The sequence below is a fragment of the Dorea sp. AGR2135 genome (assembly GCF_000420885.1).
In the GTDB taxonomy this organism is placed as follows: domain Bacteria; phylum Bacillota; class Clostridia; order Lachnospirales; family Lachnospiraceae; genus Dorea; species Dorea formicigenerans.
Window position 1 is genome coordinate 1 of sequence record NZ_ATVU01000036.1, and the last position, 22,982, is coordinate 22,982.

22 protein-coding genes and 1 rRNA gene are annotated in these 22,982 nt (G+C 42.3%); all 23 read left to right on the forward strand.

Translation table 11 applies throughout. From position 1 onward, the window contains the following. Positions 1 to 382 precede the first annotated feature (382 nt). On the forward strand, positions 383 to 1,714 hold the full coding sequence (locus tag G593_RS0115995) for a CCA tRNA nucleotidyltransferase (protein ID WP_005337334.1): 1,332 nt from the start codon (positions 383 to 385) through the stop codon (positions 1,712 to 1,714). 126 nt (positions 1,715 to 1,840) lie between these two features. Further along, positions 1,841 to 2,863: a spore coat protein CotS family gene (locus G593_RS0116000; RefSeq protein WP_022279680.1), complete on the forward strand. Its 1,023-nt coding sequence runs from the start codon at positions 1,841 to 1,843 to the stop codon at positions 2,861 to 2,863. A 131-nt stretch (positions 2,864 to 2,994) separates the two neighbouring features. Further along, on the forward strand, positions 2,995 to 3,270 hold the full coding sequence (locus tag G593_RS0116005) for an HU family DNA-binding protein (RefSeq protein WP_005335218.1): 276 nt from the start codon (positions 2,995 to 2,997) through the stop codon (positions 3,268 to 3,270). A 155-nt stretch (positions 3,271 to 3,425) separates the two neighbouring features. Continuing rightward, complete coding sequence (locus tag G593_RS0116010; RefSeq protein WP_005335220.1) at positions 3,426 to 3,665, forward strand: RNA-binding S4 domain-containing protein; 240 nt, start codon at positions 3,426 to 3,428, stop codon at positions 3,663 to 3,665. Positions 3,666 to 3,714: 49 nt separating this feature from the next. Next, a complete protein-coding gene (yabP, locus tag G593_RS0116015; RefSeq protein ID WP_029732347.1) occupies positions 3,715 to 4,011 on the forward strand; it encodes a sporulation protein YabP in 297 nt (98 codons plus the stop codon). A 27-nt stretch (positions 4,012 to 4,038) separates the two neighbouring features. Continuing rightward, positions 4,039 to 4,350: a spore cortex biosynthesis protein YabQ gene (gene yabQ / locus G593_RS21605; RefSeq protein WP_005337326.1), complete on the forward strand. Its 312-nt coding sequence runs from the start codon at positions 4,039 to 4,041 to the stop codon at positions 4,348 to 4,350. A gap of 77 nt (positions 4,351 to 4,427) precedes the next feature. Then, entirely contained in the window at positions 4,428 to 4,751 is a 324-nt protein-coding gene (locus G593_RS0116025; RefSeq protein ID WP_022279681.1) for an FtsB family cell division protein, read from the forward strand. Between the two features lie 357 nt (positions 4,752 to 5,108). Beyond that, a complete protein-coding gene (locus G593_RS0116030) occupies positions 5,109 to 6,518 on the forward strand; it encodes a SpoIIE family protein phosphatase (protein WP_029732348.1) in 1,410 nt (469 codons plus the stop codon). Positions 6,519 to 6,731: 213 nt separating this feature from the next. Then, positions 6,732 to 8,282 carry a tRNA lysidine(34) synthetase TilS gene (gene tilS, locus G593_RS0116035; protein WP_029732349.1) on the forward strand — a complete coding sequence of 517 codons (1,551 nt, stop codon included), beginning with the start codon at positions 6,732 to 6,734 and terminating at the stop codon, positions 8,280 to 8,282. Beyond that, positions 8,254 to 8,781 carry a hypoxanthine phosphoribosyltransferase gene (gene hpt / locus G593_RS0116040; RefSeq protein WP_005337320.1) on the forward strand — a complete coding sequence of 176 codons (528 nt, stop codon included), beginning with the start codon at positions 8,254 to 8,256 and terminating at the stop codon, positions 8,779 to 8,781. The genes tilS and hpt overlap by 29 nt, the downstream gene beginning before the upstream one ends. 15 nt (positions 8,782 to 8,796) lie before the next feature. Further along, the gene (gene ftsH, locus G593_RS0116045; protein WP_022279683.1) at positions 8,797 to 10,635 is read left to right on the forward strand and encodes an ATP-dependent zinc metalloprotease FtsH; all 1,839 of its coding nucleotides are present in this window, start codon (positions 8,797 to 8,799) and stop codon (positions 10,633 to 10,635) included. Continuing rightward, the gene (locus G593_RS0116050) at positions 10,636 to 12,687 is read left to right on the forward strand and encodes a glycoside hydrolase family 13 protein (protein ID WP_022279684.1); all 2,052 of its coding nucleotides are present in this window, start codon (positions 10,636 to 10,638) and stop codon (positions 12,685 to 12,687) included. Beyond that, positions 12,680 to 13,489 carry a type I methionyl aminopeptidase gene (gene map, locus G593_RS0116055; RefSeq protein WP_029732350.1) on the forward strand — a complete coding sequence of 270 codons (810 nt, stop codon included), beginning with the start codon at positions 12,680 to 12,682 and terminating at the stop codon, positions 13,487 to 13,489. Before G593_RS0116050 ends, map begins: the two co-directional genes overlap by 8 nt. A 121-nt stretch (positions 13,490 to 13,610) precedes the next feature. Further along, positions 13,611 to 14,687 carry a 6-phosphofructokinase gene (locus G593_RS0116060; protein ID WP_029732351.1) on the forward strand — a complete coding sequence of 359 codons (1,077 nt, stop codon included), beginning with the start codon at positions 13,611 to 13,613 and terminating at the stop codon, positions 14,685 to 14,687. A 5-nt stretch (positions 14,688 to 14,692) separates the two neighbouring features. After that, positions 14,693 to 16,270, forward strand: a complete 1,578-nt coding sequence (gene dnaX, locus G593_RS0116065; RefSeq protein WP_005337311.1) for a DNA polymerase III subunit gamma/tau — start codon at positions 14,693 to 14,695, stop codon at positions 16,268 to 16,270. A gap of 2 nt (positions 16,271 to 16,272) precedes the next feature. Beyond that, positions 16,273 to 16,614 carry a YbaB/EbfC family nucleoid-associated protein gene (locus tag G593_RS0116070; protein WP_005335276.1) on the forward strand — a complete coding sequence of 114 codons (342 nt, stop codon included), beginning with the start codon at positions 16,273 to 16,275 and terminating at the stop codon, positions 16,612 to 16,614. Then, the gene (gene recR, locus G593_RS0116075; protein ID WP_005335277.1) at positions 16,601 to 17,197 is read left to right on the forward strand and encodes a recombination mediator RecR; all 597 of its coding nucleotides are present in this window, start codon (positions 16,601 to 16,603) and stop codon (positions 17,195 to 17,197) included. Before G593_RS0116070 ends, recR begins: the two co-directional genes overlap by 14 nt. A gap of 239 nt (positions 17,198 to 17,436) precedes the next feature. Next, positions 17,437 to 18,090 carry a fructose-6-phosphate aldolase gene (fsa, locus tag G593_RS0116080; RefSeq protein ID WP_005335290.1) on the forward strand — a complete coding sequence of 218 codons (654 nt, stop codon included), beginning with the start codon at positions 17,437 to 17,439 and terminating at the stop codon, positions 18,088 to 18,090. A 92-nt stretch (positions 18,091 to 18,182) separates the two neighbouring features. Next, on the forward strand, positions 18,183 to 18,644 hold the full coding sequence (locus tag G593_RS0116085; protein WP_029732352.1) for a phosphohydrolase: 462 nt from the start codon (positions 18,183 to 18,185) through the stop codon (positions 18,642 to 18,644). A 117-nt stretch (positions 18,645 to 18,761) separates the two neighbouring features. Then, complete coding sequence (locus G593_RS0116090) at positions 18,762 to 19,928, forward strand: LysM peptidoglycan-binding domain-containing protein (RefSeq protein ID WP_022279687.1); 1,167 nt, start codon at positions 18,762 to 18,764, stop codon at positions 19,926 to 19,928. Between the two features lie 53 nt (positions 19,929 to 19,981). Then, a complete protein-coding gene (locus tag G593_RS0116095) occupies positions 19,982 to 21,229 on the forward strand; it encodes a DUF5711 family protein (RefSeq protein ID WP_029732353.1) in 1,248 nt (415 codons plus the stop codon). Positions 21,230 to 21,238: 9 nt separating this feature from the next. Then, positions 21,239 to 22,174: a CvpA family protein gene (locus G593_RS0116100; RefSeq protein WP_029732354.1), complete on the forward strand. Its 936-nt coding sequence runs from the start codon at positions 21,239 to 21,241 to the stop codon at positions 22,172 to 22,174. A gap of 655 nt (positions 22,175 to 22,829) precedes the next feature. Beyond that, a 16S ribosomal RNA gene (locus G593_RS0116105) occupies positions 22,830 to 22,982 on the forward strand; the annotation flags it as partial.

Below are 22,982 nucleotides of genomic sequence, written 5' to 3' on the forward strand. Positions count from 1 at the left end.
TGTAGAGTAACTTTTGATTGTATGGTCGGTAAGACCACGGAGAGAAATCATCTCTCTGTAAGAATTAAAATATTTGTCCATAATGAACCTCCTAAAATAAATGATGTTTGTAATAAAAAAAGTAAAAACAAACACCTAAAGGGAGGCGGACGAATAAAAAAATCAGATATGTAATTGTTAAGAATAAAAAAACATGATAACATAAGCATAGCAGTTCTTTTGTGTGTAATTGTTTGAGTGTGGTAACTTAACAATATAACATATACAAAAAAACTGCTACTTTTATTTTTGAAAAAAAAGTGGCGACCTTATTGTACGTAACGCTAGCCATCGCGCCAGCGATTTGGTACAATAATACAGATTAATAAGGAGGCATATGAGAATGGAAAACCGGAAGATTGTATTACCTGAGAATGTGAAAAAGATTATAGAGACGCTTCAGACACATGGTTATGAGGCTTATGCGGTCGGAGGATGTGTACGGGATTCCGTATTGGGACGAATTCCTCAAGATTGGGATATTACAACTTCTGCGATGCCTCAGGAAACAAAAACATTGTTTGATAAGACATTTGATACAGGGATTGAGCATGGAACAATTACAGTTTTGCTCGATCATGAAGGATACGAGGTGACGACCTATCGAATTGATGGGAAATATGAAGATAACAGACATCCGAAGGAGGTTACATTTACTAGGTCGTTAAAAGAGGATCTTCTCCGTCGAGATTTTACAATCAATGCGATGGCATATAATGATGCAGATGGACTTGTAGATATTTTTGGCGGAATGGAAGATTTGAAAAAAGGAGTTATTCGCTGTGTGGGAGATGCAACGGCAAGATTTTCGGAAGATGCTTTGCGTATATTAAGAGGAATACGGTTTGCGGCACAGCTTGGATTTGAAATTGATGACGAGGCGAGAATGGCTATGAAAGAGCTGGCTCCAACGCTTCGAAAAATTAGTGCAGAGCGAATTCAGGTGGAACTGGTAAAAACGTTAGTTTCTGATAGACCGGATATGTTACGGACAGCTTATGAGCTTGGAATTACAAAGCAGTTTTTGCCGGAATTTGATCTTCTTATGAAGACGGAACAGGAGACGCCACACCATATGTACAATGTAGGGGAGCATACATTACATGCATTAATGAGGGTGCGTCCGGATAGAATATTACGTATTACAATGTTGCTTCATGACATGGGAAAACCTGAGTACAAGACTATGGATGAGACGGGACAGGCACATTTTAAAAAACATGCAATTGGTAGTGAGCATATTGCCAAAGAAATTTTAAAAAGATTAAAATTTGATAATGAGACAATCCGAATTGTCACAAGGCTGGTGCTTTGTCATGATTATCGTATGCCGGCAGAAGCGAAAAATGTAAGGAAAGCCATGAATAAAATTGGTGAAGACATTTTTGAATATTATATGGAAGTGAGACGTGCGGATGTGTTAGCACAGAGTACATATTTGCGGGAACGAAAACTAAAAAATCTAGATGATATAGAAACACTGTATGCAAAAATTAAAGAGGCGAAGCAATGTGTTTCATTGAAAGAACTGGCTGTAAGTGGTAGCGATTTGATAGCTATTGGAATTAAGCCAGGAAAAGAAATTGGTGAAATATTGAATCGATTACTGGAAATGGTTATAGAAGATCCAGAATTGAATCAGAAAGAAATTTTATTGAAAAAAGCTACAATTTAAAAAGGAACAGGTTGAAGTTCAAATGGGGACGGGGTTCTTTTGAAAAAACCCCGTCCCCATTTGCATATTTTCGCAATTGTTTTCATAGGATAGAGAGAATATGTAGTAGAGTGCAGGGGGCTGAATATGCAAGATTATGAACGGGATAATATATTAGAACAATATGAAATTGCCGTAAATAGCACCCGGAAGACCAGGGGTGCTATTTTATGCAGCACAGATAAGGGTGTGTTTTTAATGAGAGAGGTAGGGGTATCTGAAAAGAGGCTTCCTGCGCTTATCGAATTGTATGAGTATTTTATGGATTATGATTATCAAACTATAGATATGCCAGTGAAAAACCGGGAAGGAGATTATGTAACAAAGGGGGGTGATGGAAGTATTTACATGCTTAGACGAATGCCGCCGGGGCGGGAATGCGATGTAAGAAGAGCGGCAGAACTTTTTGAGGCAGCAGGTAATTTGGCGAAGATACATTTGTTGATGAGAAAAAAAATAATGGAAAATGTGTCGGAAGCGGAGAATTTGGAGGAGGGGTATATAAGACATAATCGAGAATTACGTAAAGTGCGGGCATACATCAGAAATGTTTCTCCGAAAGGGGAGTTTGAATATTTGTTCCTGGAGTATTTTGATCAGATGGAAGCATGGGCAGACGCAGCGGTTAAAAGCCTGAAAGCTTCGGGATATAAACAGCTTTATCAACAAAGTATTGATGCAGGATATATGGTACATGGTGAATACAATTACCACAATATTTTGTTTGATGCGACTTCTGAAAAAGATAATTATGGGCATAGAAAGTTAAATGTTTACACGGTGAATTTTGATCATTTTAAAAAGAATGTTCAAGTAGAGGATTTGTATTATTTCTTAAGAAAGGCAATGGAAAAACAAGGTTTCAAAGAATGGATCAGCGATGGAATACTCAATGCATATTCAGCAATTATACCGTTGGGGAAAAATGAATTGGAGTATTTGAAAAATAGATTGATGTATCCAGAAAAATTTTTTAAAGTTGCAAATTCATATTATCATTCAAATAAAGCATGGATATCAATAAAAAATGTTGAAAAAATGCAGATGGCAGTCAGACAAATGAAGGAAAAAGAACATTTTTTAAATCACTTTTTTGATGCTCGGATTTAAATCTTAAAAATGCCTAAAAAGCCTATAAATACGCAGTAAAAAGGGTAAATATCCTTGACAAATATAGGGAAAACAGGTATAACAATATCTAGAGGCAGGGTGCCTAGATAAACAGGAGGAGGAAATTATCCATGAACAAAACAGAATTAGTAGCAGCTATTGCTGACAAAGCAGAGATTTCTAAGAAAGATTCTGAAAAAGCTTTAAAAGCTTTTGTTGATGTAGTTACAGAAGAACTTAAGAAAGGTCATAAGATTCAGTTAGTTGGATTCGGAACATTCGAGACAAGCGAGAGAGCTGCAAGAGAGGGAAGAAATCCGTCTACAGGGGAGACAATGAAGATTGAAGCTTGCAAAGCACCTAAGTTCAAAGCTGGTAAAGCATTAAAAGACGCTGTTAACGAGTAATGGATTAGTTCTAGATAAGTGTACGGGCGGGGAGTTGTTGGCTCCTCGTTCTTTTTGGTATATGGAAATTGTGTGTAAGAAGCATACAATTTAATTGGGGACGGGGTTTTTTTGAAAAAACCCCGTCCCCAATTGGAAGAAAATGGAGAAATATTATGAGATTAGATAAATTTTTGAAGGTGTCGCGTTTAATCAAGCGCAGAACGGTTGCAAATGAAGCTTGTGATGCTGGGCGAGTGCTGGTCAATGGTAGTGTTGCGAAGGCTTCGGTCAAGGTTAAAGTCGGAGATATTATTGAAATTCAGTTTGGTACAAGAACTGTGAAAGTTGAAGTCCTGGATATTCAGGAGACGACGAAGAAGGAAGAGGCGAAAGACTTGTTCAAATATCTGTAATAAATGCAGGGTACCTTTCATATGATTACTAAGAAAGGTTGTGATGTGCATGGATGAGAGAAATGTATCAAAACCAGCTATGCGGGGGCATAAACTGGTTTTGAATAACCGGACCGCAAGTCTGGTGACGGGTGTGAAGGATGTATTATCTTTTGATTTGAATGAAGTTCTACTGGAAACGGAGCAGGGAATGTTGATGGTGAAGGGGACGGACCTTCATGTAAACCGGCTGAGTCTGGAAAAAGGAGAAGTGGATCTGTCCGGAAATATTGACAGTATTGCTTATTCGGATGTGCATGCAGAACAAAAACAGGGAGAGAATTTCTTTGCACGTTTGTTTCGTTAATGTGTGCGGAAAGTTGCAGGAAAGTCAATGATTGGGATTGAAAAAGAATTATTAATTTTTCTGACTGCATTTTCATCTGGATTATTTTTAAGAGGAACATACAGATGCCTGGAATGCTTCCGGGATATTGTGAAACATTCGTTTCTCGCAGTCGGAATAGAGGACTTGTTTTACTGGATTTTTGTGGAAATGTATCTGTTTGTGCAAATTTACCACACTAGTAGTGGTAGTGTGCGCTGGTATTATATACTAGGTGTTGTAGTTGGAGCGTGCTTGATGTCATGGCTTTTGCATAAAGTTAAAAAAGTGTGTAAAAAAATCTACACCCGTAAAACTTGATAAATTTCAGGGAAAAAGTTATTATTATAAAAAAGTATAAATCGGTGCGGGAACCGAAGACAAGGGTGAGTATTAATATGAAAGATACGAGGCGTAATAGCCGTAAGAGAAGGTCCAGGAGGCGGACGAATCAACACAAGTTGAGTGTGCTTGTAATTACAGGTGTAATTTTTTTGATGACAGCACTTGTAGTGGTCGGTGGAATTTCTCTTCGGGCGAAGGAGAAAAGTTATTTGGCTCAGGAGACGGAGCTTAAGAAACAGATAGATGAAGAGAAAGCCAGATCACAGGAGATAGACGATATGGAAGCATACGTTGGAACTGACGAGTATGTGGAAGAGATTGCGAAGGAAAAGCTTGGTCTGGTGAATGAAAATGAGATCATATTAAAAGCAAAGTAACGAATGAAAAAGCTTTGGGCGAAAGCCCGAAGCTTTTTTGTATAATAGGATTAGGGTGTCAAAAGACACGTTAATTAATATATGATTTTATTTGTACCTTGAAAATTTAACACGAATTGCGTTTGAGTTTTGCCTTAGACTTGTGGACTAACGATATTGAAGATGACTTCCACCTCTATAGGTGGTGAGAAACAAGCTGGTATCAGCTGGGGGATTGACTTGCAGAGATGCGCAGTAGAAGTATGTCATGCAATTGCATGACGCGCACCTTGCAGCAAGAATGCCGAGGCATTCTTGAAAAAAAGCGGAGCGGGAATACGAAAGCTGAGATAGAAGAATTAGTAAGGGGAGATTTTTATGCAGGAATTGAAGGAGCGGGGAGCACAGATTTTTACGAATCCGTATGTGATTCAAGTAGACAAGTTTGCGGGATCTTTAAAGAAGCTGTCAGATACATTTTCAAAGCTGGAGGATTATCGCGCTACATTTACAAATGAGGAAAATGACGACATTTTTGAGCGTGTGACTCAGAAGGTGTGCCGGGAGTGTGAAAATCGAGAAAAATGTCTGGGGGAGAGACGGCAGCAAACGTATCATATGATGCGGGAAATTCTGTGTGCGGTTCAGGACTACGGTGCCGAGCTAAATGTGGAATTAAAACGCAGGCTTATGAAGCAGTGCCTTTTGGCACCGAGATTTTTGCGAGAGACACTGGAAAATTATGAAAATGTGAGACAGAAGTTGATATGGAATAATAAAATGGTACAGAACCGGGAGGGCTTTGCTGCGCAGTTAAATGACCTGGCGAAGACTTTGTGCTATACGACTCACGAGCTGGATGCCGGGATATTTGAAGATGAGCATTTGAAAAAGAAAATCCGAAATCAGTTAAAAAAGTCCGGAATCAAGATTTTGTCCTCGGTTTTTTATATGACCGCCCAGGGGAAATATGAGATACATTTGACGTTAAAGGCGTCCAAGGGGCATATTGTCGCTATGAAAGAACTGGCGTCAGAAGTTGGGAAAATGGCAGGCCGGATCATGGTTCCCGGGAGGGGAGAACGCCCAATTATCGGGGACGAGTACTGCACAGTTGCCTGTGTGGAAGGAGCAAGATTTCACACGATCCAGGGTGTGGCCAAAATAGGAAAAGGCAGCGAGAAAATTTCCGGAGATACATTTTTGACCTCGGACTTGCCAGGAGGAAGAAAAGGTGTGGCACTGTCAGACGGCATGGGTTCAGGTGAGCGCGCATTTCGAGAGAGTACGATGGTAGTGGAAATGTTAGAAGAGCTTTTAAACGCTGGATTCCCGGTAAAAACGGCAGTTCAGATTATGAATACAGCCCTCGTGACCGGTCGGGAAGAAGTAATGTTTTCCACGATTGATGTGGCGATTATTGATCTGTACGATGCAAGCTGTGAGATAGTAAAAGCAGGAGCAGCCACTACATATATAAAACGAAAAGATGAGGTGGAGGAAGTGCATTCTATTTCCCTTCCGATTGGTGCGCTGGCAAGGCTTGATATAGAACCGGAGCGGCGACAACTTGAAGATGGAGACTTTCTTATTATGGTGACAGACGGTGTATTGGACACCTTGCCGACGGGGAAACAGGACAGCCTCATGGAAGAATTCATTTGTCAGGTGGAGTCCCAGAATCCGGGAGAAATGGCACATCACATTTTGAACCGGGTCATGGAATATGCAGGCGCAGCGCCTCTTGATGATATGACAATTCTTGTGACAGGAATCTGGAAGCTTTAGAATATCATTGTAGTTGAAGTATTTGCCTCTAAGAATAAAAAAGGAATATGGTCTATATGTAAATAGTGAAATAGAGAAAATATATGGAAAACTTGCAATTTGCGGGCAAATTTTATATATTGATATCAGAAATCAAAGCCATTCTTGAATAACAAATAAGCGAGGAAATGTTTGGGCAGATGATTAGAGAGTCGTCCTAACAGGATAAAGCAGATGTATCAGAGAGTAAAAGCTTATGTAGAAGAACAGCATATGCTGGAGAAAAAGGACAGAGTAATTGTAGGCGTATCGGGAGGTGCAGATTCCGTATGCCTGCTTTTTGTGCTTACAAAGCTTCGGGATGAACGACAAAAAAGCGGAGATGGAACGTTGGAAATTACAGCGGTGCATGTACATCATGGCCTTCGCGGAGACAGTGCTGACGCAGACGAGCGTTATGTGCGGAAAATTTGTGATGCGTGGAATGTTCCGCTTGTTGTTTATCATAAGAATATAAGAGAACTTGCAAAATGCTGGAATATGTCTGAAGAGGAAGCGGGCAGAAAGGCCAGGAGAGAGGCATTTCTGGAAGTAAGAAACCAGTATAGCGATGTTCCATGTGACAATGCTCAATATGGTGATATCCAGTCCCACCATGCTGAGTGTGCCAATGGCAGACAAGAGAGCGCACAAGGTTTTGGGAAAATTGCGCTGGCACACCACAGAAATGATGAGGCCGAGACCGTGTTATTTCATTTGTGCCGGGGAACAGATGTCCGGGGACTTGGCGGGATTGCGCCGGTGTCCGGATTTTGGATTCGTCCACTTCTTAATATAGGAAGAAATGAGATTGAATCATATCTAGAAAAAGTGGGAATATCTTATTGTACAGACGAGACGAATGCAGAAAATGTTTATGCAAGAAATAAGCTTCGTAATCAGGTTATTCCACAACTGGAGGAAATAAATGAACAGGCAGTCTGGCACATTTCCAGAACAGCTCAGAGCGTGCGTGAACTTTGGAGCTATGTGGATATGCAGATTGAGGAGTATAAGAAAAAAGTGTTGCAGATAGAGCCACAATCATGTCGGAAAGAAACAAATCTTGCTACAGGAGCTATTAGTCTGATTCTGAATAAAAATGAATATGACAAAGTCCCGGCACCGTTAAAAAGTTATGTGATCCACCGGATCATCTGTGAAGCTGCGGGGCACGAGAAGGATATCAGTGCAGTACATGTACAGGCGGTAGAGGAGCTTTTGAACCGGCAGGTGGGTCGGAAAATAGATTTGCCTTATGCTGTGACTGCGAGCCGCATTTATGGAGGAGTGAAGTTTGAAAAGAAACCAGTCATTTCTACAAAAATGATTGATCCAAACCATTTAAATGATGAAAATATAGAAGATCCAGAGGCTTTGTTTCAGTTCCGCATTTTCGAAAGACCGCCTGGAATGAAAGCATTTCCTGAAAAAACCTACACGAAATGGTTCGATTATGATATAATTAATAACACTGTGGAAATCAGACACAGACAGGCCGGAGATGTCCTTGCAATTAATAAAAATGGAGGAACGCAAAGGCTGAAAAAGTATTTTATTAATGAGAAAATTTCGCGGGAAGAGCGGGAGAAGGTCTGGCTGGTGGCAGATGGGCACGATATTATGTGGGTGGTCGGTCACAGACAGAGCCAGCGTTATCAGATTACAGAATCTACAAAAAAGATTTTAGAAATTCACTTTTGCAAAGGAGAAAATTATGGCAGAGACAGTAAGAGTATTAGTTGAGGAAGAAGAAGTTGATAAGAGGATCCGTGATCTTGGAGAGCAGATCAGTAAAGATTATGAAGGAAAAGAAGTGCATCTCATCTGTGTATTAAAAGGTGGCGTATTCTTTATGTGCGAACTGGCAAAGAGAATTACCGTGCCGGTGTCCATGGACTTTATGAGTGTCAGCAGTTATGGTGACGGAACAGCTTCAAGCGGTGTAGTTAAGATTGCAAAAGACCTTGATGAGACACTGGAAGGAAAAGATGTTCTGATCGTAGAAGATATCATTGATTCAGGAAGAACGCTTTCTTATCTGATTGAAATTCTTAAAAAACGTGGACCAAAGAGCCTGAGACTTTGTACATTATTAGATAAACCGGAAAGACGTGTCAAAGACGTGAAGGTTGATTATGTTGGATTTAACATTCCAGATGAATTTGTTGTGGGCTACGGTCTGGATTATGCCCAGAAATATAGAAATCTTCCATACATCGGAGTTGTAGAAGGTGTGGAGTAGAAGGGAGCAAAAAGCTTGGACACTAGAAAAAATAAAGGAATCAGCGGAGCCGGTCTTTTAGTTCTTGTTGTATTTCTGTTTGCAGTGCTCTGGTTTACGAACATGTTCGAGAACCAGAGTGACAGACTTACCTGGAGTGAGTTTCAGACACTGGTTACAGGAGACAATGTAGACAGCATTTCTGTGATTCAGAATAAAAATGTGCCGACCGGACATGTGGAAATCAAACTGAAGAAGAAAGATAAAGACGGTAAGCAGGTGCGGTATCTGTATGTTTCAGATATTAATGAAGTGCAGGATTATCTGAAAGAGAATAAGCTGGACTATGATATGGCAGATGTTCCGCAGGACACATTATTTTCAACAACAATTCTGCCGGTGCTTCTTACACTTGCAGGTGTGATGTTCATTTTTATGATGATGAACCGTCAGGGAGGAAATGCCGGAAGCAAAGCCATGAGCTTTGGAAAGAGCCGTGCAAAGTTAAGCACAGACAGCGACAAGAAGGTTACATTTGATCATGTTGCAGGACTGAAAGAAGAGAAAGAGGAGCTGGAGGAGATCGTTGATTTCCTGAAAGAACCTAAGAAATATATCCAGGTTGGAGCGCGTATCCCGAAAGGAGTTCTCCTTGTGGGACCTCCGGGAACCGGAAAGACACTACTGGCCAAGGCAGTAGCCGGAGAGGCAGGAGTTCCGTTCTTTACTATTTCCGGATCTGATTTTGTGGAAATGTTTGTCGGAGTCGGAGCTTCCAGAGTCCGTGACTTATTCGAAGAGGCTAAGAAAAATGCACCGTGCATCATTTTTATCGATGAGATTGATGCAGTCGCAAGACGAAGAGGAACCGGTATGGGCGGCGGTCATGATGAGCGTGAGCAGACATTGAACCAGTTACTTGTTGAGATGGACGGATTCGGTGTCAATGAAGGGATCATTGTCATGGCAGCAACGAACCGTGTCGACATTCTGGATCCTGCAATCCTTCGTCCGGGACGTTTTGACCGTAAAGTCGTAGTCGGAAGACCGGATGTACAGGGAAGAGAAGAAATTTTAAAAGTTCACGCAAAGGGAAAACCGCTCAGTGAGGAGATCGATCTGAAACAGATCGCGCAGACAACTGCAGGATTTGCAGGAGCAGATCTTGAGAACTTATTAAATGAAGCGGCAATTCTGGCAGCAAAAGCAGGACGCCTCTTCTTAAAGCAGGAAGACATCCAGAAAGCATTTATCAAAGTCGGAATCGGAGCAGAGAAAAAGAGCCGTATTATTTCTGAAAAAGAAAGAAGAATCACAGCTTTCCACGAGGCTGGTCATGCAATTTTGTTCCATGTCCTTCCAGACGTGGGACCGGTGTACAGTGTATCTATCATTCCGACCGGAAGTGCCGGCGGATATACGATGCCGCTTCCGGAGCAGGACGAAATGTTCAATACAAAAGGCAAGATGCTGCAGGATATCACAGTGGCACTTGGCGGCCGTGTTGCGGAAGAAATCATTTTTGATGATATTACGACAGGAGCTTCTCAGGACATTAAACAGGCGACTGGTATTGCGAAATCCATGGTAACGAAGTTCGGTATGTCTGAGAAAGTCGGACTGATCAATTACGACGATGACAGCGATGAAGTTTTCATCGGAAGAGATCTTGCCCATGCTTCCAGGGGTTACGGTGAGAATGTTGCCGGTGTGATCGACCAGGAAGTAAAACGGATCATAGATGAGTGCTATGCAAAAGCGAAGAGTATTATTCATGAGTACGATCATGTACTTCATGCATGTGCAGAACTGCTTTTGGAAAAAGAAAAGATTTCCAGAGAAGAGTTTGAAGCGTTGTTTGGAGATGAAGCATAGATGAATAAGAAAGCATTATTTTGCGACGGTACTTCGCAGTATGTGAATCCGTCCGAACCGGAGCGCAACGAAGAAGTTGCGTTCCGGTTCCGTACCGCTAAGGACGATGCAGAACATGTCTGCCTTGTTCACGAGAAAATCCGGTATGAGATGGAGAAGACACAGACGGGCGAAGTATTTGACTATTATGAGATAAAAAGACAGCTGGGCGAGGAGCCGTTCCGGTATTATTTTGAGATCCGAAGCGGCAGTGAAGTATGCTATTATAACCGGTGCGGAGTGTCAGAGCGAGTGGTGTCAGACTATGATTATGTAGTCTGTCCGGGCTTTCGTACACCGAAGTGGGCGAAAGGCGCAGTCATGTATCAGATATTTACAGATCGTTTCTGCAACGGTGACCCTGACAATGATGTGGAAGACCGGGAATATTACTATATCGGAGACTACAGTAGAAAAGTTACAGACTGGAACCGCTATCCGGCAGCCATGGATGTGCGGGAATTCTATGGTGGAGATTTAAAAGGAGTCTGGGATAAACTGGACTATTTACAGGATCTTGGAGTAGAAGTGTTATACTTTAATCCAATTTTTGTATCTCCTTCCAATCACAAATATGACATTCAGGATTATGATTACATTGATCCTCATTATGGAGTGATTGTTGAAGACGGCGGAAATATACTGGCAGAGGGCGATCATGAAAATGCCAATGCCACGAAATATCAAAAACGAGTGACGGCCAAAAAGAATCTGGAGGCCAGCAATGAATTTTTTGTTCAGTTTGTGGAAGAGGTGCATCGGCGCGGCATGAAGGTGATTCTGGATGGAGTGTTCAATCACTGCGGATCCTTCAATAAATGGCTGGACAGAGAGCGCATTTACGAGAAACAGGAAGGGTATGCGCCGGGAGCATATGTCAGCGCAGACAGCCCGTATCGCAGCTATTTCCGGTTCTTTCAGGAAGAGCGGGAACGCTGGCCATACAATGGTTCATATGACGGATGGTGGGGACATGATACTCTGCCGAAGCTGAATTACGAAGATTCACCGGAGTTGGAAGCTTATATTTTTGAGATTGCGAAGAAATGGGTGTCACCGCCGTACAATGCGGATGGATGGCGTTTGGATGTGGCAGCGGATCTTGGAAGAAGTAACGAGTACAATCACGAATTCTGGAAAAAGTTCCGTAAAGTTGTAAAAGAAGCAAATCCGGAAGCACTGATCCTGGCGGAGCATTACGGAGATCCAAGCGAGTGGCTGGAAGGTGATGAGTGGGATACCATCATGAACTACGACGCATTTATGGAGCCGGTCACCTGGTTTTTGACTGGGATGGAGAAGCACAGTGACGAGGCAAGAGAAGACTTAAGAGGCAACGCCGACGCATTTGTAAATGCGATATGTCATCACATGAGCAATATGATGACGCCGTCCCTGCAGGTTTCCATGAATGAATTGTCGAATCATGACCATTCCAGATTCCTGACGAGAACGAATCACAGAGTCGGCCGTGTGCAGGAACTGGGGGCAGAAGCAGCCAATGAAAATGTCAATGTGGCAGTTATGCGTGAGGCGGTCGTTATGCAGATGACGTGGCCGGGCGCACCAACTGTTTATTATGGCGACGAGGCCGGCGTGTGCGGATTTACGGATCCAGACAACCGACGTACGTATCCGTGGGGGCATGAAGATCAGGAGCTGATTGCATTTCACAGAGAAATGATCCGGATCCACAAGCGATACCCGGTGTTCAGGGAAGGTTCTGTTCAGATGCTTGAGTGGCGGGAAAATGTATTGGCTTATGCAAGAACAGATCAGAACCAGCGGATTGTTGTAATCATTAATAACAGTGATGCTCTGGAGGAAGTAACGGTTCCTGTATGGCAGGCAGAAATCCCGATGCGTGGACGTATGAGAAGGCTGATGTATTCTTATCATGAGGGCTACACAACTGAGTACGAAGAGTATATAGTAGAAGATGGAGAGATAGTTGTAAACATGGGTGCGTACTCCGCACTTGTTTTGAAGGAGATGGACGTTAATTATGGATAGGTTAGACGTAAAACTTTGGGCGCTTGCAGAAAAAGGACAGATTGTTCCGGACCGGTCACTTCTTAAGACACTGGAGCAGATTGCCGAAATCAGAAAGAGCGCTGACCTCAACACAGCAGTACTGGATCATGTGGCTGCACATATTAAAGCTGGTATGAGCACAGCGCAGATCGATAAGCTTGTATATGATTTCACGACAGAACACGGAGGAATTCCGGCACCGCTTGGATATGAAGGATTTCCAAAGAGTGTGTGCACATCGATCAATAATGTTGTATGCCACGGAATCCCAAGTGAGAATGAAATCCTTGTAGAAGGGGATATTATCAATGTAGACGTATCAACCATTTTAAATGGATATTATTCAGATGCTTCTCGTATGTTCAAGATTGGAAATGTGTCCGAAAGAGCAGAACGGATCGTGCGTGTAACACAGGAGTGTGTAGAGCGTGGCCTAAAGGCAGCAAAGCCATGGGGGCATTTGGGAGATATTGCATACGCGATCAACACGCATGCAAAGAAAAATGGATATTCTGTTGTAGAGGAAATTGGAGGACATGGAATTGGTCTTGAATTCCATGAAGAGCCATTTGTAAGTTATGTAACACCAAAAGGCAGTGAAATGGTGCTTGTTCCTGGTATGATGTTCACAATCGAGCCGATGATCAACGAGGGAGCACCGGAGTTCTATGTAGATGAGGATAACGGCTGGACCGTATATACAGATGATGACGGATTGTCAGCCCAGGTAGAGTACATGGTACTTGTAAAAGAAAAGAGTGTAGAAGTACTGACGAAATAATAGATAGCAAAGCTGTTTGATACTGGTTACAGCAACTGCTGCTGTGAGCAGATATGATTCCATAGACAGGAATTATTAGATGACTTTAAGATAATGACACGAGATGCAGGAGGAAAAACAGATGCTTAGAATTGGAATGTTGACAAGTGGTGGAGACTGTCAGGCACTGAATGCAGCAATGCGTGGCGTGGTGAAAGGACTGTTTCAGGCACGTAAAGACGTGGAGATTTATGGATTTGAAGAGGGATATAAAGGGTTGATCTACTCGAGCTTCAGAATGCTTAAAGCTGAAGATTTCTCAGGAATTTTAACAGTCGGAGGAACAATCCTTGGAACTTCAAGACAGCCGTTCAAACTAATGCGTGTACCGGATGAAAATGGGCTGGACAAAGTAGAAGCTATGAAGCACACTTATCACAAGTTAAGTCTGGATTGTCTTGTGATCCTTGGTGGAAATGGGACTCATAAGACAGCAAACCTTCTGCGTGAGGAAGGCTTAAATGTTGTGACGCTTCCGAAGACGATCGACAACGATCTGTGGGGAACAGATATGACATTTGGATTCCACAGTGCGGTTGAAGTCGCAACAGATACGATCGATCGTATCCATACAACAGCAACTTCCCACAACCGTGTATTTATTATTGAGATCATGGGACATAAAGTCGGCTGGGTAACGCTGCACGCAGGAATTGCAGGCGGTGCCGACATTATTCTGCTTCCGGAGATTCCTTATGACATGGATGTGATTGCAGAGGCAATAGACAAGCGTGCCAAATCAGGTAAAAAGTTTACCATTATCGCAGTGGCAGAAGGAGCTATCTCCAAGGAAGACGCGAAGCTTTCCAAGAAAGAATTAAAGGACAAACAGGCAAAGAAGAAATATCCTTCTGTAGCTTATGAGATGGCAGAAAAAGTTCAGAAGAGAACTCAGCAGGAAGTGCGTATCGCAATTCCAGGACACACCCAAAGAGGTGGATCCCCGTGTCCATTTGACCGTGTATTGTCAACAAGACTCGGCGCAGAAGCTGCCCGCGCGATCTTAGATGAAAATTATGGTTGTATGATGTCCGTAAAGAATGATAAGATTGTTCGTGTTCCGCTTAGTGAAGTAGCAGGAAAGTTAAAATATGTTGATCCGAAGTCTGAGATCATCAGACAGGCAAAGATCACCGGAATTAGTTTTGGAGATGAATAATAACCATGTCATATATGGCTTTATACCGGAAATTCCGGCCAAATGAATTTGAAGATGTAAAGGGACAGGATGCAATTGTGCGGACGCTTAAGAATCAGATCGAAGCAGATCGTATCGGACACGCATACCTGTTCTGTGGAACAAGGGGAACCGGAAAAACAACGGTTGCTAAGATATTTGCAAAAGCAGTTAACTGTGAACACCCGGTAGACGGAAGCCCGTGTGGAGAGTGTGCAGTTTGTAAGGCGATTGCCGCAGGCAATTCCATGAATGTGATTGAAATCGATGCGGCTTCCAACAATGGTGTCGATAACATTCGTGAAATCCGGGAAGAGGTCGCCTACCGTCCAACAGAAGGACGTTATAAAGTGTATATCATTGATGAGGTGCATATGCTGTCTATCGGGGCCTTTAATGCACTTTTGAAGACGCTGGAAGAGCCGCCGGAGTATGTCATATTTATACTGGCGACTACAGAGGCGCATAAGATTCCAGTCACGATTTTAAGCCGGTGTCAGAGATATGATTTTAAACGAATTTCCATCGAGACTATTTCAGCAAGATTGCAGGAATTGATTAATAAAGAAGGATGGGATGTAGAAGAAAAGGCAGTCCGATATATTGCACGTATGGGAGACGGTTCCATGCGTGATGCATTAAGTCTCTTGGATCAGTGTGCTGCATTTTACATCGGACAGAAGCTGACATACGACCATGTGCTGGAAGTACTGGGGGCGGTGGACACGGAAGTATTCAGCCGACTGCTTCGTAAGATTTTGGACAGAAATGTACACAGTGTCGTTGAGATTGTAGATGAGCTGGTCATGCAGGGAAGAGAACTGTCGCAGCTCTCAGCAGATTTTACGTGGTATCTCAGAAACCTTCTGCTTGTCAGAAGCTCTGATGATATGGAAGATGTGTTAGATGTATCCAGTGAGAATCTGGCACGGCTGAAAGAAGAGGCTCAGATGATTGAGGATGATGCATTGATCCGGTATATTCGCGTATTTTCAGATTTGACCAGTCAGTTAAAATATTCAACCCAGAAGAGGGTCATGCTGGAGGTAGCACTGATTAAATTGTGTCGTCCGGCAATGGAGACAAATCCAGATACATTGCTTGACCGCCTGCGGGCAATAGAGGAAAAGCTGGAAAACGGTGATTTTATGGAAAATGCGGCGAGAGAACGTATTGTCTATGTAAATGGACCGGAAGGAGCAGAACAGGAACCGAAGAAAAAGCCGGAACTTCCGGAAGCTCTGAATGAAGATGTAAAACAAGTGGCAAAAGATTTCCGTAAACTCACATCGGATGCATCGCCAATGCTGCGGAATTATCTGAAGCAGGCAAGACTAAGTGCAGGAGAAGGAAACAGACTTCTGATCGTATTGCAGGATGCAGTAGGAGCCGGGGTAGTAGGAACAGAAGAACATAAAGAAGAAATCAGAAATCTGATCGAGAGTAAAATCGGAAAAAAACTGGACATCGATGTCCGTCAGGTAGAAGAAGGACGGAGATTTGAGGACAGTTTTGTAGATATAGAAAAACTAATCAATATGGATATTGTAGTGGAGGATGATTAATTATGGCAAAAAGAGGTGGATTTCCAGGAGGCGGAATGCCGGGGAACATGGCAAACTTAATGAAGCAGGCTCAAAAGATGCAGCGTCAGATGGAAGAGCAGGCAAAAGAAATGGAGACAAAAGAATTTACAGCAACTGCCGGTGGCGGAGCTGTAGAAGTCACAGTATCAGGATCCAAAAAACTTGTAAAAGTAAAACTGGATGAAGAAGTTGTAGATCCAGATGATGTAGAAATGTTAGAAGATCTCCTTGTGGCAGCAGTGAACGAGGCACTTGACAAAGTAGATGAAGCATCTGCAGCAAGTATGTCCAAATTCACAGGAGGCATGAATGGATTACTATAGTAACCAGATCAGCAAATTGATTGACGAGCTGTCCAGATTGCCGGGCATTGGTGCGAAGTCAGCATCCAGACTGGCATTTCATCTGATACATATGCCGAAAGAAGAAGTGAAACGTCTGGCAGACACTATGGTCGAGGCAAGAGAAAATGTACGTTACTGCAAAGAATGCTGCACCCTGACGGATCAGGAACTCTGCCCAATCTGTAGTAATTTAAACCGCGATCATAAGACAATTATGGTTGTAGAGAATACAAGAGACCTGGCAGCTTACGAAAAGACAGGAAAATACAACGGCGTCTACCATGTACTTCACGGCGCAATCTCCCCGATGCTTGGCATCGGTCCGGGAGACATCAAGCTGAAAGAACTGATCCGGCGCCTGGAAGGCGATGTAGAAGAAGTCATCATTGCGACAAATTCAAGTCTGGAAGGCGAGACGACCGCGATGTATATCAGTAAGCTGATAAAACCAACCGGAGTCAAAGTCAGCCGCATTGCCAGCGGCGTGCCGGTAGGCGGAGATCTGGAGTATATTGATGAAGTAACATTATTGCGCGCATTAGAAGGACGCACACAATTGTGAAAAGTGCTAAAAAAGAAAATTGGGGACGGGGTTTTTCTAAAAAAACCCCGTCCCCAATTTTTTCAACTACCGCGTATTTTCGCCTTTTTTCTCCTCTCACACCTGTCCCAAATTGATTTGTGCAGTTTTACAGCTTGACAAAATATATCTTGATATATACAGGTAACTGGTCTATAATTTGCTTAGGTGGGCAGTAAGAATGAACAATGAGTTCATAGATTAAAGGAGGAACAGAAAAAATGAAATTTTTCATCGACACAGCTAAGGTAGAGGACATCAAAAAGGCAAACGACATGGGAGTTATCTGCGGAGTAACAACAAATCCATCCCTGATCGCAAAAGAGGGAAGAGTATTTGAAGAAGTTATTGCAGAGATTGCATCTATCGTTGATGGACCAATCAGCGGTGAGGTTAAGGCTACAACTGTTGATGCTGAGGGAATGATCGAGGAAGGAAGAGCAATCGCAAAGATTCATCCGAACATGGTAGTTAAGATTCCGATGACAGTAGAGGGACTTAAGGCAGTTAAAGTTCTTACAGCTGAGGGAATCAAGACAAATGTTACACTTGTATTCTCTGCTAATCAGGCACTTCTTGCTGCAAGAGCAGGTGCTACATATGTATCACCATTCTTAGGACGTCTGGATGATATCTCTACAAGAGGAACAGACCTTATCGCAGAGATCGCAGAGATGTTCGCGGTTGCAGGTATTGAGACAGAAATCATCGCAGCAAGTGTACGTAACCCAATGCACGTTACAGAGTGTGCGCTTGCCGGAGCAGATATTGCTACAGTACCTTACAAGGTAATCGAGCAGATGACACATCATCCATTAACAGATCAGGGAATCGCAAAATTCCAGGCTGATTACAAAGCTGTATTTGGCGAGTAAGATTAGTGGAGCTTATATAGAACTATGAATATGAGGGGCATGTCTTTGGTGAGACATGCCTTTTTGCAATTCAAAGTGGGGAGTTATCAGTTATGTCAAAAAATAAATATACCGCTAAACGAGAATTTTACAAGTCAATACAGGACCTGGCGGAGCACCCGGTCGTGCTGGAAATGAAAAAATATCCGCAGCATGGAAAAACAAACTGCTATAAACATTGTCTCAGGGTGGCTTATTGCAATTACTGTCTCTGTAAAATGTTTCATCTGGATGCGAGATCTGCGGCGCGGGCAGGTATGCTCCATGATTTGTTCCTTTATGACTGGCACACGCATGCTGCCCAGACGGGGGAACGGTTTCATGGTCTGAAGCATCCGGAAAAAGCATACCGAAATGCGAAGAAATATTTCCCATTAAATCAGATTGAAGTAGATATTATCCGGACACACATGTGGCCGGTGACATTTCGGACATTTCCGAGAACGAGAGAAGGCTGGGTTACGACCATTACTGACAAGTATTGCAGTCTTCTGGAGACAGGACGTCGAAAGTAGGGGCGTGATGCCGTAAAGTTTCCGGGACAGGTCTCACCGATTGATAAATTATGCATATTTTCTGTGTTATCATTAACACCGCCATAGAGGCAAATATATTTAATGAGGTGAGAGTATATGGAACGGCAGCTTCCGAAAAATGTAAGACAGATTGGAAATGTCTGTGATGAGCCAAAGATTTATGTGGAGGATTATGTAGACACATTTCTTGGGCAATTGCAGGAAAAAGCAATGGAGAAACCTGTAGCAGCGGCACTGGTCGGGGAGATCACAAAATGTGAGGACAAGGTGGTTGTGTATATATCAGGAGCGATCCAGGCAGAAGATGTAGAAGTTGAAGGAACAAATTTAAAGATTTCCGAAGAAATTTGGGAAAAAATAGAGAAGGAACAAAAAGAGTATTTCAAAGATCAGAAATTAATTGGCTGGTGCCTTTTGGAGACAGGACATCCAATGAGCATGAATCGGGGAGCGCAGGAGCTGCACCGGAAAATGTATGATCAGGAAAATACGATTTTTATATGGAAAGATGCTTCATCAAGTGACGAGATGTATTTTGCTTATAAATATAATGAGCTGATGCAGATTGGCGGTCATTACATTTATTATGAAAAAAATCCACAAATGCAGAATTACATGATTAACACACGCAGGCAGAATGGCGTGACACCCAGTGAAATGGTTGAGGATCGAGCTACAAAGGATTTTCGTAGTGCGGTGAGGCAGAGAATGGAGATTAAGGAGCAGAGTCAGAGTTCAAAATTATTATATGCGACCAGTGCGCTTCTTGTGGTGGTGGTACTGGCAATAGGTGTCTCAATGATGAATAATTTTGAACGCATGGAATCTGTACAGCAGTCACTTGAGCAGCTCGCAAGTGCGAAAGGAACAGAGGCAAAGGTGGATGATAATGCTCAGGTGAACGACCAGCGTGTGAATGGAGAAAATGAAAATCAAATTAATGCGCAGTCTGAAGGGCAAAATCAAGAGGAAACAAAGGGAAATCAGAATAGTGAGACGGTTGCAGCCAGCGGTTCCGTAAAAGCTTCCAGTGATACAAAAAAATCAAACGACGCAAAATCAGAAGGAACGGTTCCGGAAGTGTCGACCGTACAGGAACAACTCAGTCAGTCGGACTATTATACTGTAAAAAAAGGAGATACATTGGCAAGCATCAGTAAGAAGACATATGGGGATACCGGCCATGTAGAGGCAATTTGTAAAATGAACGGGCTGTCAGATGGGAACCTGATTTTCATCGGGCAAAAGCTATTGTTACCATAGCTCGGAGTGTGGTACAATAGGGAAAAATAATAAATATGAAGGGAATCTGAATATTGAATCGAAAGAATAAAGATCTGCGGGTGGTGCGGGACTCGGAAGATGTGGACAAACTGGTCAGGCGGATCATGGACAATACAGAAGATGAAGAAACACAGATGGCGCAACTGGAGGAACAGGTGAAGGCGCATAAAAAGAAGATCAGAACAAGAATTCTGATAGTATTCATTTTGATTGTGGCAGCGTCCGTAGGAATCTATTTATTTATACATTTACAGACGTATACGAATGTGCGGGTGGCGAACACTTATCCGGAGGCAGGAAGTACGGACAGCAATTACAAGGAATTTTCGGAAGGTGTGATTCGTTACAGTAGAGATGGAATGGCATATTTGAGTCGGCAGGGGGAAGAGAAATGGAACCAGGCTTATCAGATCAAGACTCCGACTGTTGTAGCAGGAGAGGATTGTGCAATAATTTTTGACAAAGGCGGTAATGACGTTGTCATTTTTCAAAAAGACGGTGTAAAGGGCGAGATCCATACAACGCTTCCGATAGAAAAAGCGACAGTATCCAGTCAGGGAATTGTGTGTGCGGTGTTGAAAGACAGTTCATCACCCAAAATCGTCTGTTATGATACTGCAGGAAATATCCTAGTGGAGCATAAGACATCGCTGACCGGAACAGGATACCCGATGGATGTTGCTATTTCACCAGATGCAGAAGTGATGCAGGTCGCATATTTGTATACGCAGGACGGCAGTGTGACATCAAGGGTAGTTTACTATAATTTTGGCAGTGCAGGGGAACAGGAGACGGATCATCAGGTTACACAGGAAGAATATAAAGGAACACTGATGGCAGAAGGATTTTTTATGAACCAGAAGATTTCAGCAGTAGTCGGAGATAATATGCTGACAATATATCAAGGCGAAAGTGTTCCGAAAGAGACCAGTCAGATTAAGATAGACAAAGAGATAAAAAGCGTATTTCACGATAACAAATATATTGGTCTGGTCTTGAAAAATGAAGGAAAAGGCGGTTATGAACTCCGGCTTTACAATACGTCGGGAAAGCAGACATTGTCAAAAGATTTTACCGGGGATTATGGAAATGTAAAATTAAGCGGCGGCCAGGTGATTATGTATGATGGAAATAACTGCAGTATTTTCCTGAAAAGCGGAATACAGAAATTTGAAGGAGAGATAGAAACGAATATTCGTGAAATTTTTCCAACTATGGGAGTTAATAAATACATTGTGATAAATGCAAACGGCATGGAGAATGTCCGTCTTGTAAAATAAGGAGAAGGTATGGAGTGGAATTGGTTAACGATAGCAGTAGCAGGAGTATTTCTACTGGGATTTTTGATTGGAATCTACCGGGGAGCGATTCGTATCGCTGTGTCACTTGCGACTACGATTTTAACAATTGTCATTGTAGTTGCAGCATCACCTTATGTTTCATCGGCAATAGAAAAGCATACGCCGATTGATGAAATGATCAAAAGCCAGGTAACGAACACGATGGCAAAAGCGGCAGCTTCCCAGTTGGCCGGAGGCAGTGATGACAGTGGTTCAACAGGAATTTCAGCAGAAAGTGTACGAAAAGCATTGAAGGCAGCAGGGATTAGTGAAGAAGAATTGCAATCTTACGGTGTGTCAGTAGATGATATTGTAAATGGAAAGATTACAGGAGAACAATTGGCACAGTATGGAATTTCCAGCAGTATTTTAGACGGTGTAAATAATGACGAAGTCAGCGAAGAAGTCAAAAACGCAATTGAGGGAGCGGATATTCCAAGAGATCTGCAGGTAGCAGCTATAGAAAAAGCAGATCTTCCAGCAGTATTTAAGACACAGTTGTCTACCAATAATAACAGTGAAATTTATTCACAACTGGGAGTACAGACATTTGCACAGTATGTAGGAGAATTCCTGTCAAAACTAATTATTCATATTATTGCATTCCTGGGAACATTTTTGATTGTGACCATTATACTGCGTGCAATTGTATTTGCACTTGATATTGTGGCAGAATTACCTGTGCTGGGATTCATTAACCGGCTTGCAGGTGGAGTTGTTGGACTTGGCTGTGCACTTATCATTGTATGGGTGGCATTTATTATTATCACAATGCTCTATATGACAAGCATTGGAAAAGAAGCCTATGAGCTGATTCAGAATAATGATATAATAAAAATGATATATGATTATAATCCGATTATGCAATTAGCAGTGAAATTTTAAAGCTTTGACACGTAGTATTTTAGTGAAATGCTACGTGTCAAACTGCGTTTAATGGAAACTCTTCTTGCAAAATAAGATAATTTAATTGCAATTTTGGGTATTAATTTGGGGGAAATGTAATTCAAACTGCAAATATGAACAAGCAAAGCGAAATGTGATAACTAGAATCGTGTAAATTGTGTAAATAAAACAAACAATAAAAACAATATTGACAATTCTGGACGGGCATGATATATTATACAAGCTGTCACATGAGACAAGACTGGAAAGTGCTTAAGAGCTCATGGGAACGCAAAAAAAATAAATGAAATTTCCTGTTGACAAATGTCGATAGAAATGATATTCTAGATAAGCTGTTTCGGATGACAGAGATGATCGAAGCGGACAGCGAAAAAGAAAAATAAAAAAAGTTGTTGACAAGCGATTATGAATGTGATAATATAAATAAGCTGTCGCTGAGACGACAACAAGAAAAAAGAACCTTGATAATTAAATAATAGACAACAACCCTGAAGATTCTTTAAGAGAAAATTCAGAACGGACATTGAATAACAATGTCAACCTTAAAACAGTAAAAGGGATAAGAAAGCTAGTAGTTTTCTTGACCTGGAACGAACTTTGATTTTAAATCCGAGTCAAATCGGAATTAAGATTTTTAAACGAGAGTTTGATCCTGGCTCAGGATGAACGCTGGCGGCGTGCTTAACACATGCAAGTCGAGCGAAGCACTTAAGTCTGATTCTTCGGATGAAGACTTTTGTGACTGAGCGGCGGACGGGTGAGTAACGCGTGGGTAACCTGCCTCATA

What these genes read in the sequence shown, in the direction of transcription:
- G593_RS0115995 (WP_005337334.1), top strand. Translation starts at nt 383, where the DNA reads ATGGAAAACCGGAAGATTGTATTACCTGAGAATGTGAAAAAGATTATA.
- G593_RS0116000 (WP_022279680.1), top strand. Translation starts at nt 1,841, where the DNA reads ATGCAAGATTATGAACGGGATAATATATTAGAACAATATGAAATTGCC.
- G593_RS0116005 (WP_005335218.1), top strand. Translation starts at nt 2,995, where the DNA reads ATGAACAAAACAGAATTAGTAGCAGCTATTGCTGACAAAGCAGAGATT.
- G593_RS0116010 (WP_005335220.1), top strand. Translation starts at nt 3,426, where the DNA reads ATGAGATTAGATAAATTTTTGAAGGTGTCGCGTTTAATCAAGCGCAGA.
- yabP (WP_029732347.1), top strand. Translation starts at nt 3,715, where the DNA reads ATGGATGAGAGAAATGTATCAAAACCAGCTATGCGGGGGCATAAACTG.
- yabQ (WP_005337326.1), top strand. Translation starts at nt 4,039, where the DNA reads ATGATTGGGATTGAAAAAGAATTATTAATTTTTCTGACTGCATTTTCA.
- G593_RS0116025 (WP_022279681.1), top strand. Translation starts at nt 4,428, where the DNA reads ATGAAAGATACGAGGCGTAATAGCCGTAAGAGAAGGTCCAGGAGGCGG.
- G593_RS0116030 (WP_029732348.1), top strand. Translation starts at nt 5,109, where the DNA reads ATGCAGGAATTGAAGGAGCGGGGAGCACAGATTTTTACGAATCCGTAT.
- tilS (WP_029732349.1), top strand. Translation starts at nt 6,732, where the DNA reads ATGTATCAGAGAGTAAAAGCTTATGTAGAAGAACAGCATATGCTGGAG.
- hpt (WP_005337320.1), top strand. Translation starts at nt 8,254, where the DNA reads ATGGCAGAGACAGTAAGAGTATTAGTTGAGGAAGAAGAAGTTGATAAG.
- G593_RS0116050 (WP_022279684.1), top strand. Translation starts at nt 10,636, where the DNA reads ATGAATAAGAAAGCATTATTTTGCGACGGTACTTCGCAGTATGTGAAT.
- map (WP_029732350.1), top strand. Translation starts at nt 12,680, where the DNA reads ATGGATAGGTTAGACGTAAAACTTTGGGCGCTTGCAGAAAAAGGACAG.
- G593_RS0116060 (WP_029732351.1), top strand. Translation starts at nt 13,611, where the DNA reads ATGCTTAGAATTGGAATGTTGACAAGTGGTGGAGACTGTCAGGCACTG.
- dnaX (WP_005337311.1), top strand. Translation starts at nt 14,693, where the DNA reads ATGTCATATATGGCTTTATACCGGAAATTCCGGCCAAATGAATTTGAA.
- G593_RS0116070 (WP_005335276.1), top strand. Translation starts at nt 16,273, where the DNA reads ATGGCAAAAAGAGGTGGATTTCCAGGAGGCGGAATGCCGGGGAACATG.
- recR (WP_005335277.1), top strand. Translation starts at nt 16,601, where the DNA reads ATGGATTACTATAGTAACCAGATCAGCAAATTGATTGACGAGCTGTCC.
- fsa (WP_005335290.1), top strand. Translation starts at nt 17,437, where the DNA reads ATGAAATTTTTCATCGACACAGCTAAGGTAGAGGACATCAAAAAGGCA.
- G593_RS0116085 (WP_029732352.1), top strand. Translation starts at nt 18,183, where the DNA reads ATGTCAAAAAATAAATATACCGCTAAACGAGAATTTTACAAGTCAATA.
- G593_RS0116090 (WP_022279687.1), top strand. Translation starts at nt 18,762, where the DNA reads ATGGAACGGCAGCTTCCGAAAAATGTAAGACAGATTGGAAATGTCTGT.
- G593_RS0116100 (WP_029732354.1), top strand. Translation starts at nt 21,239, where the DNA reads ATGGAGTGGAATTGGTTAACGATAGCAGTAGCAGGAGTATTTCTACTG.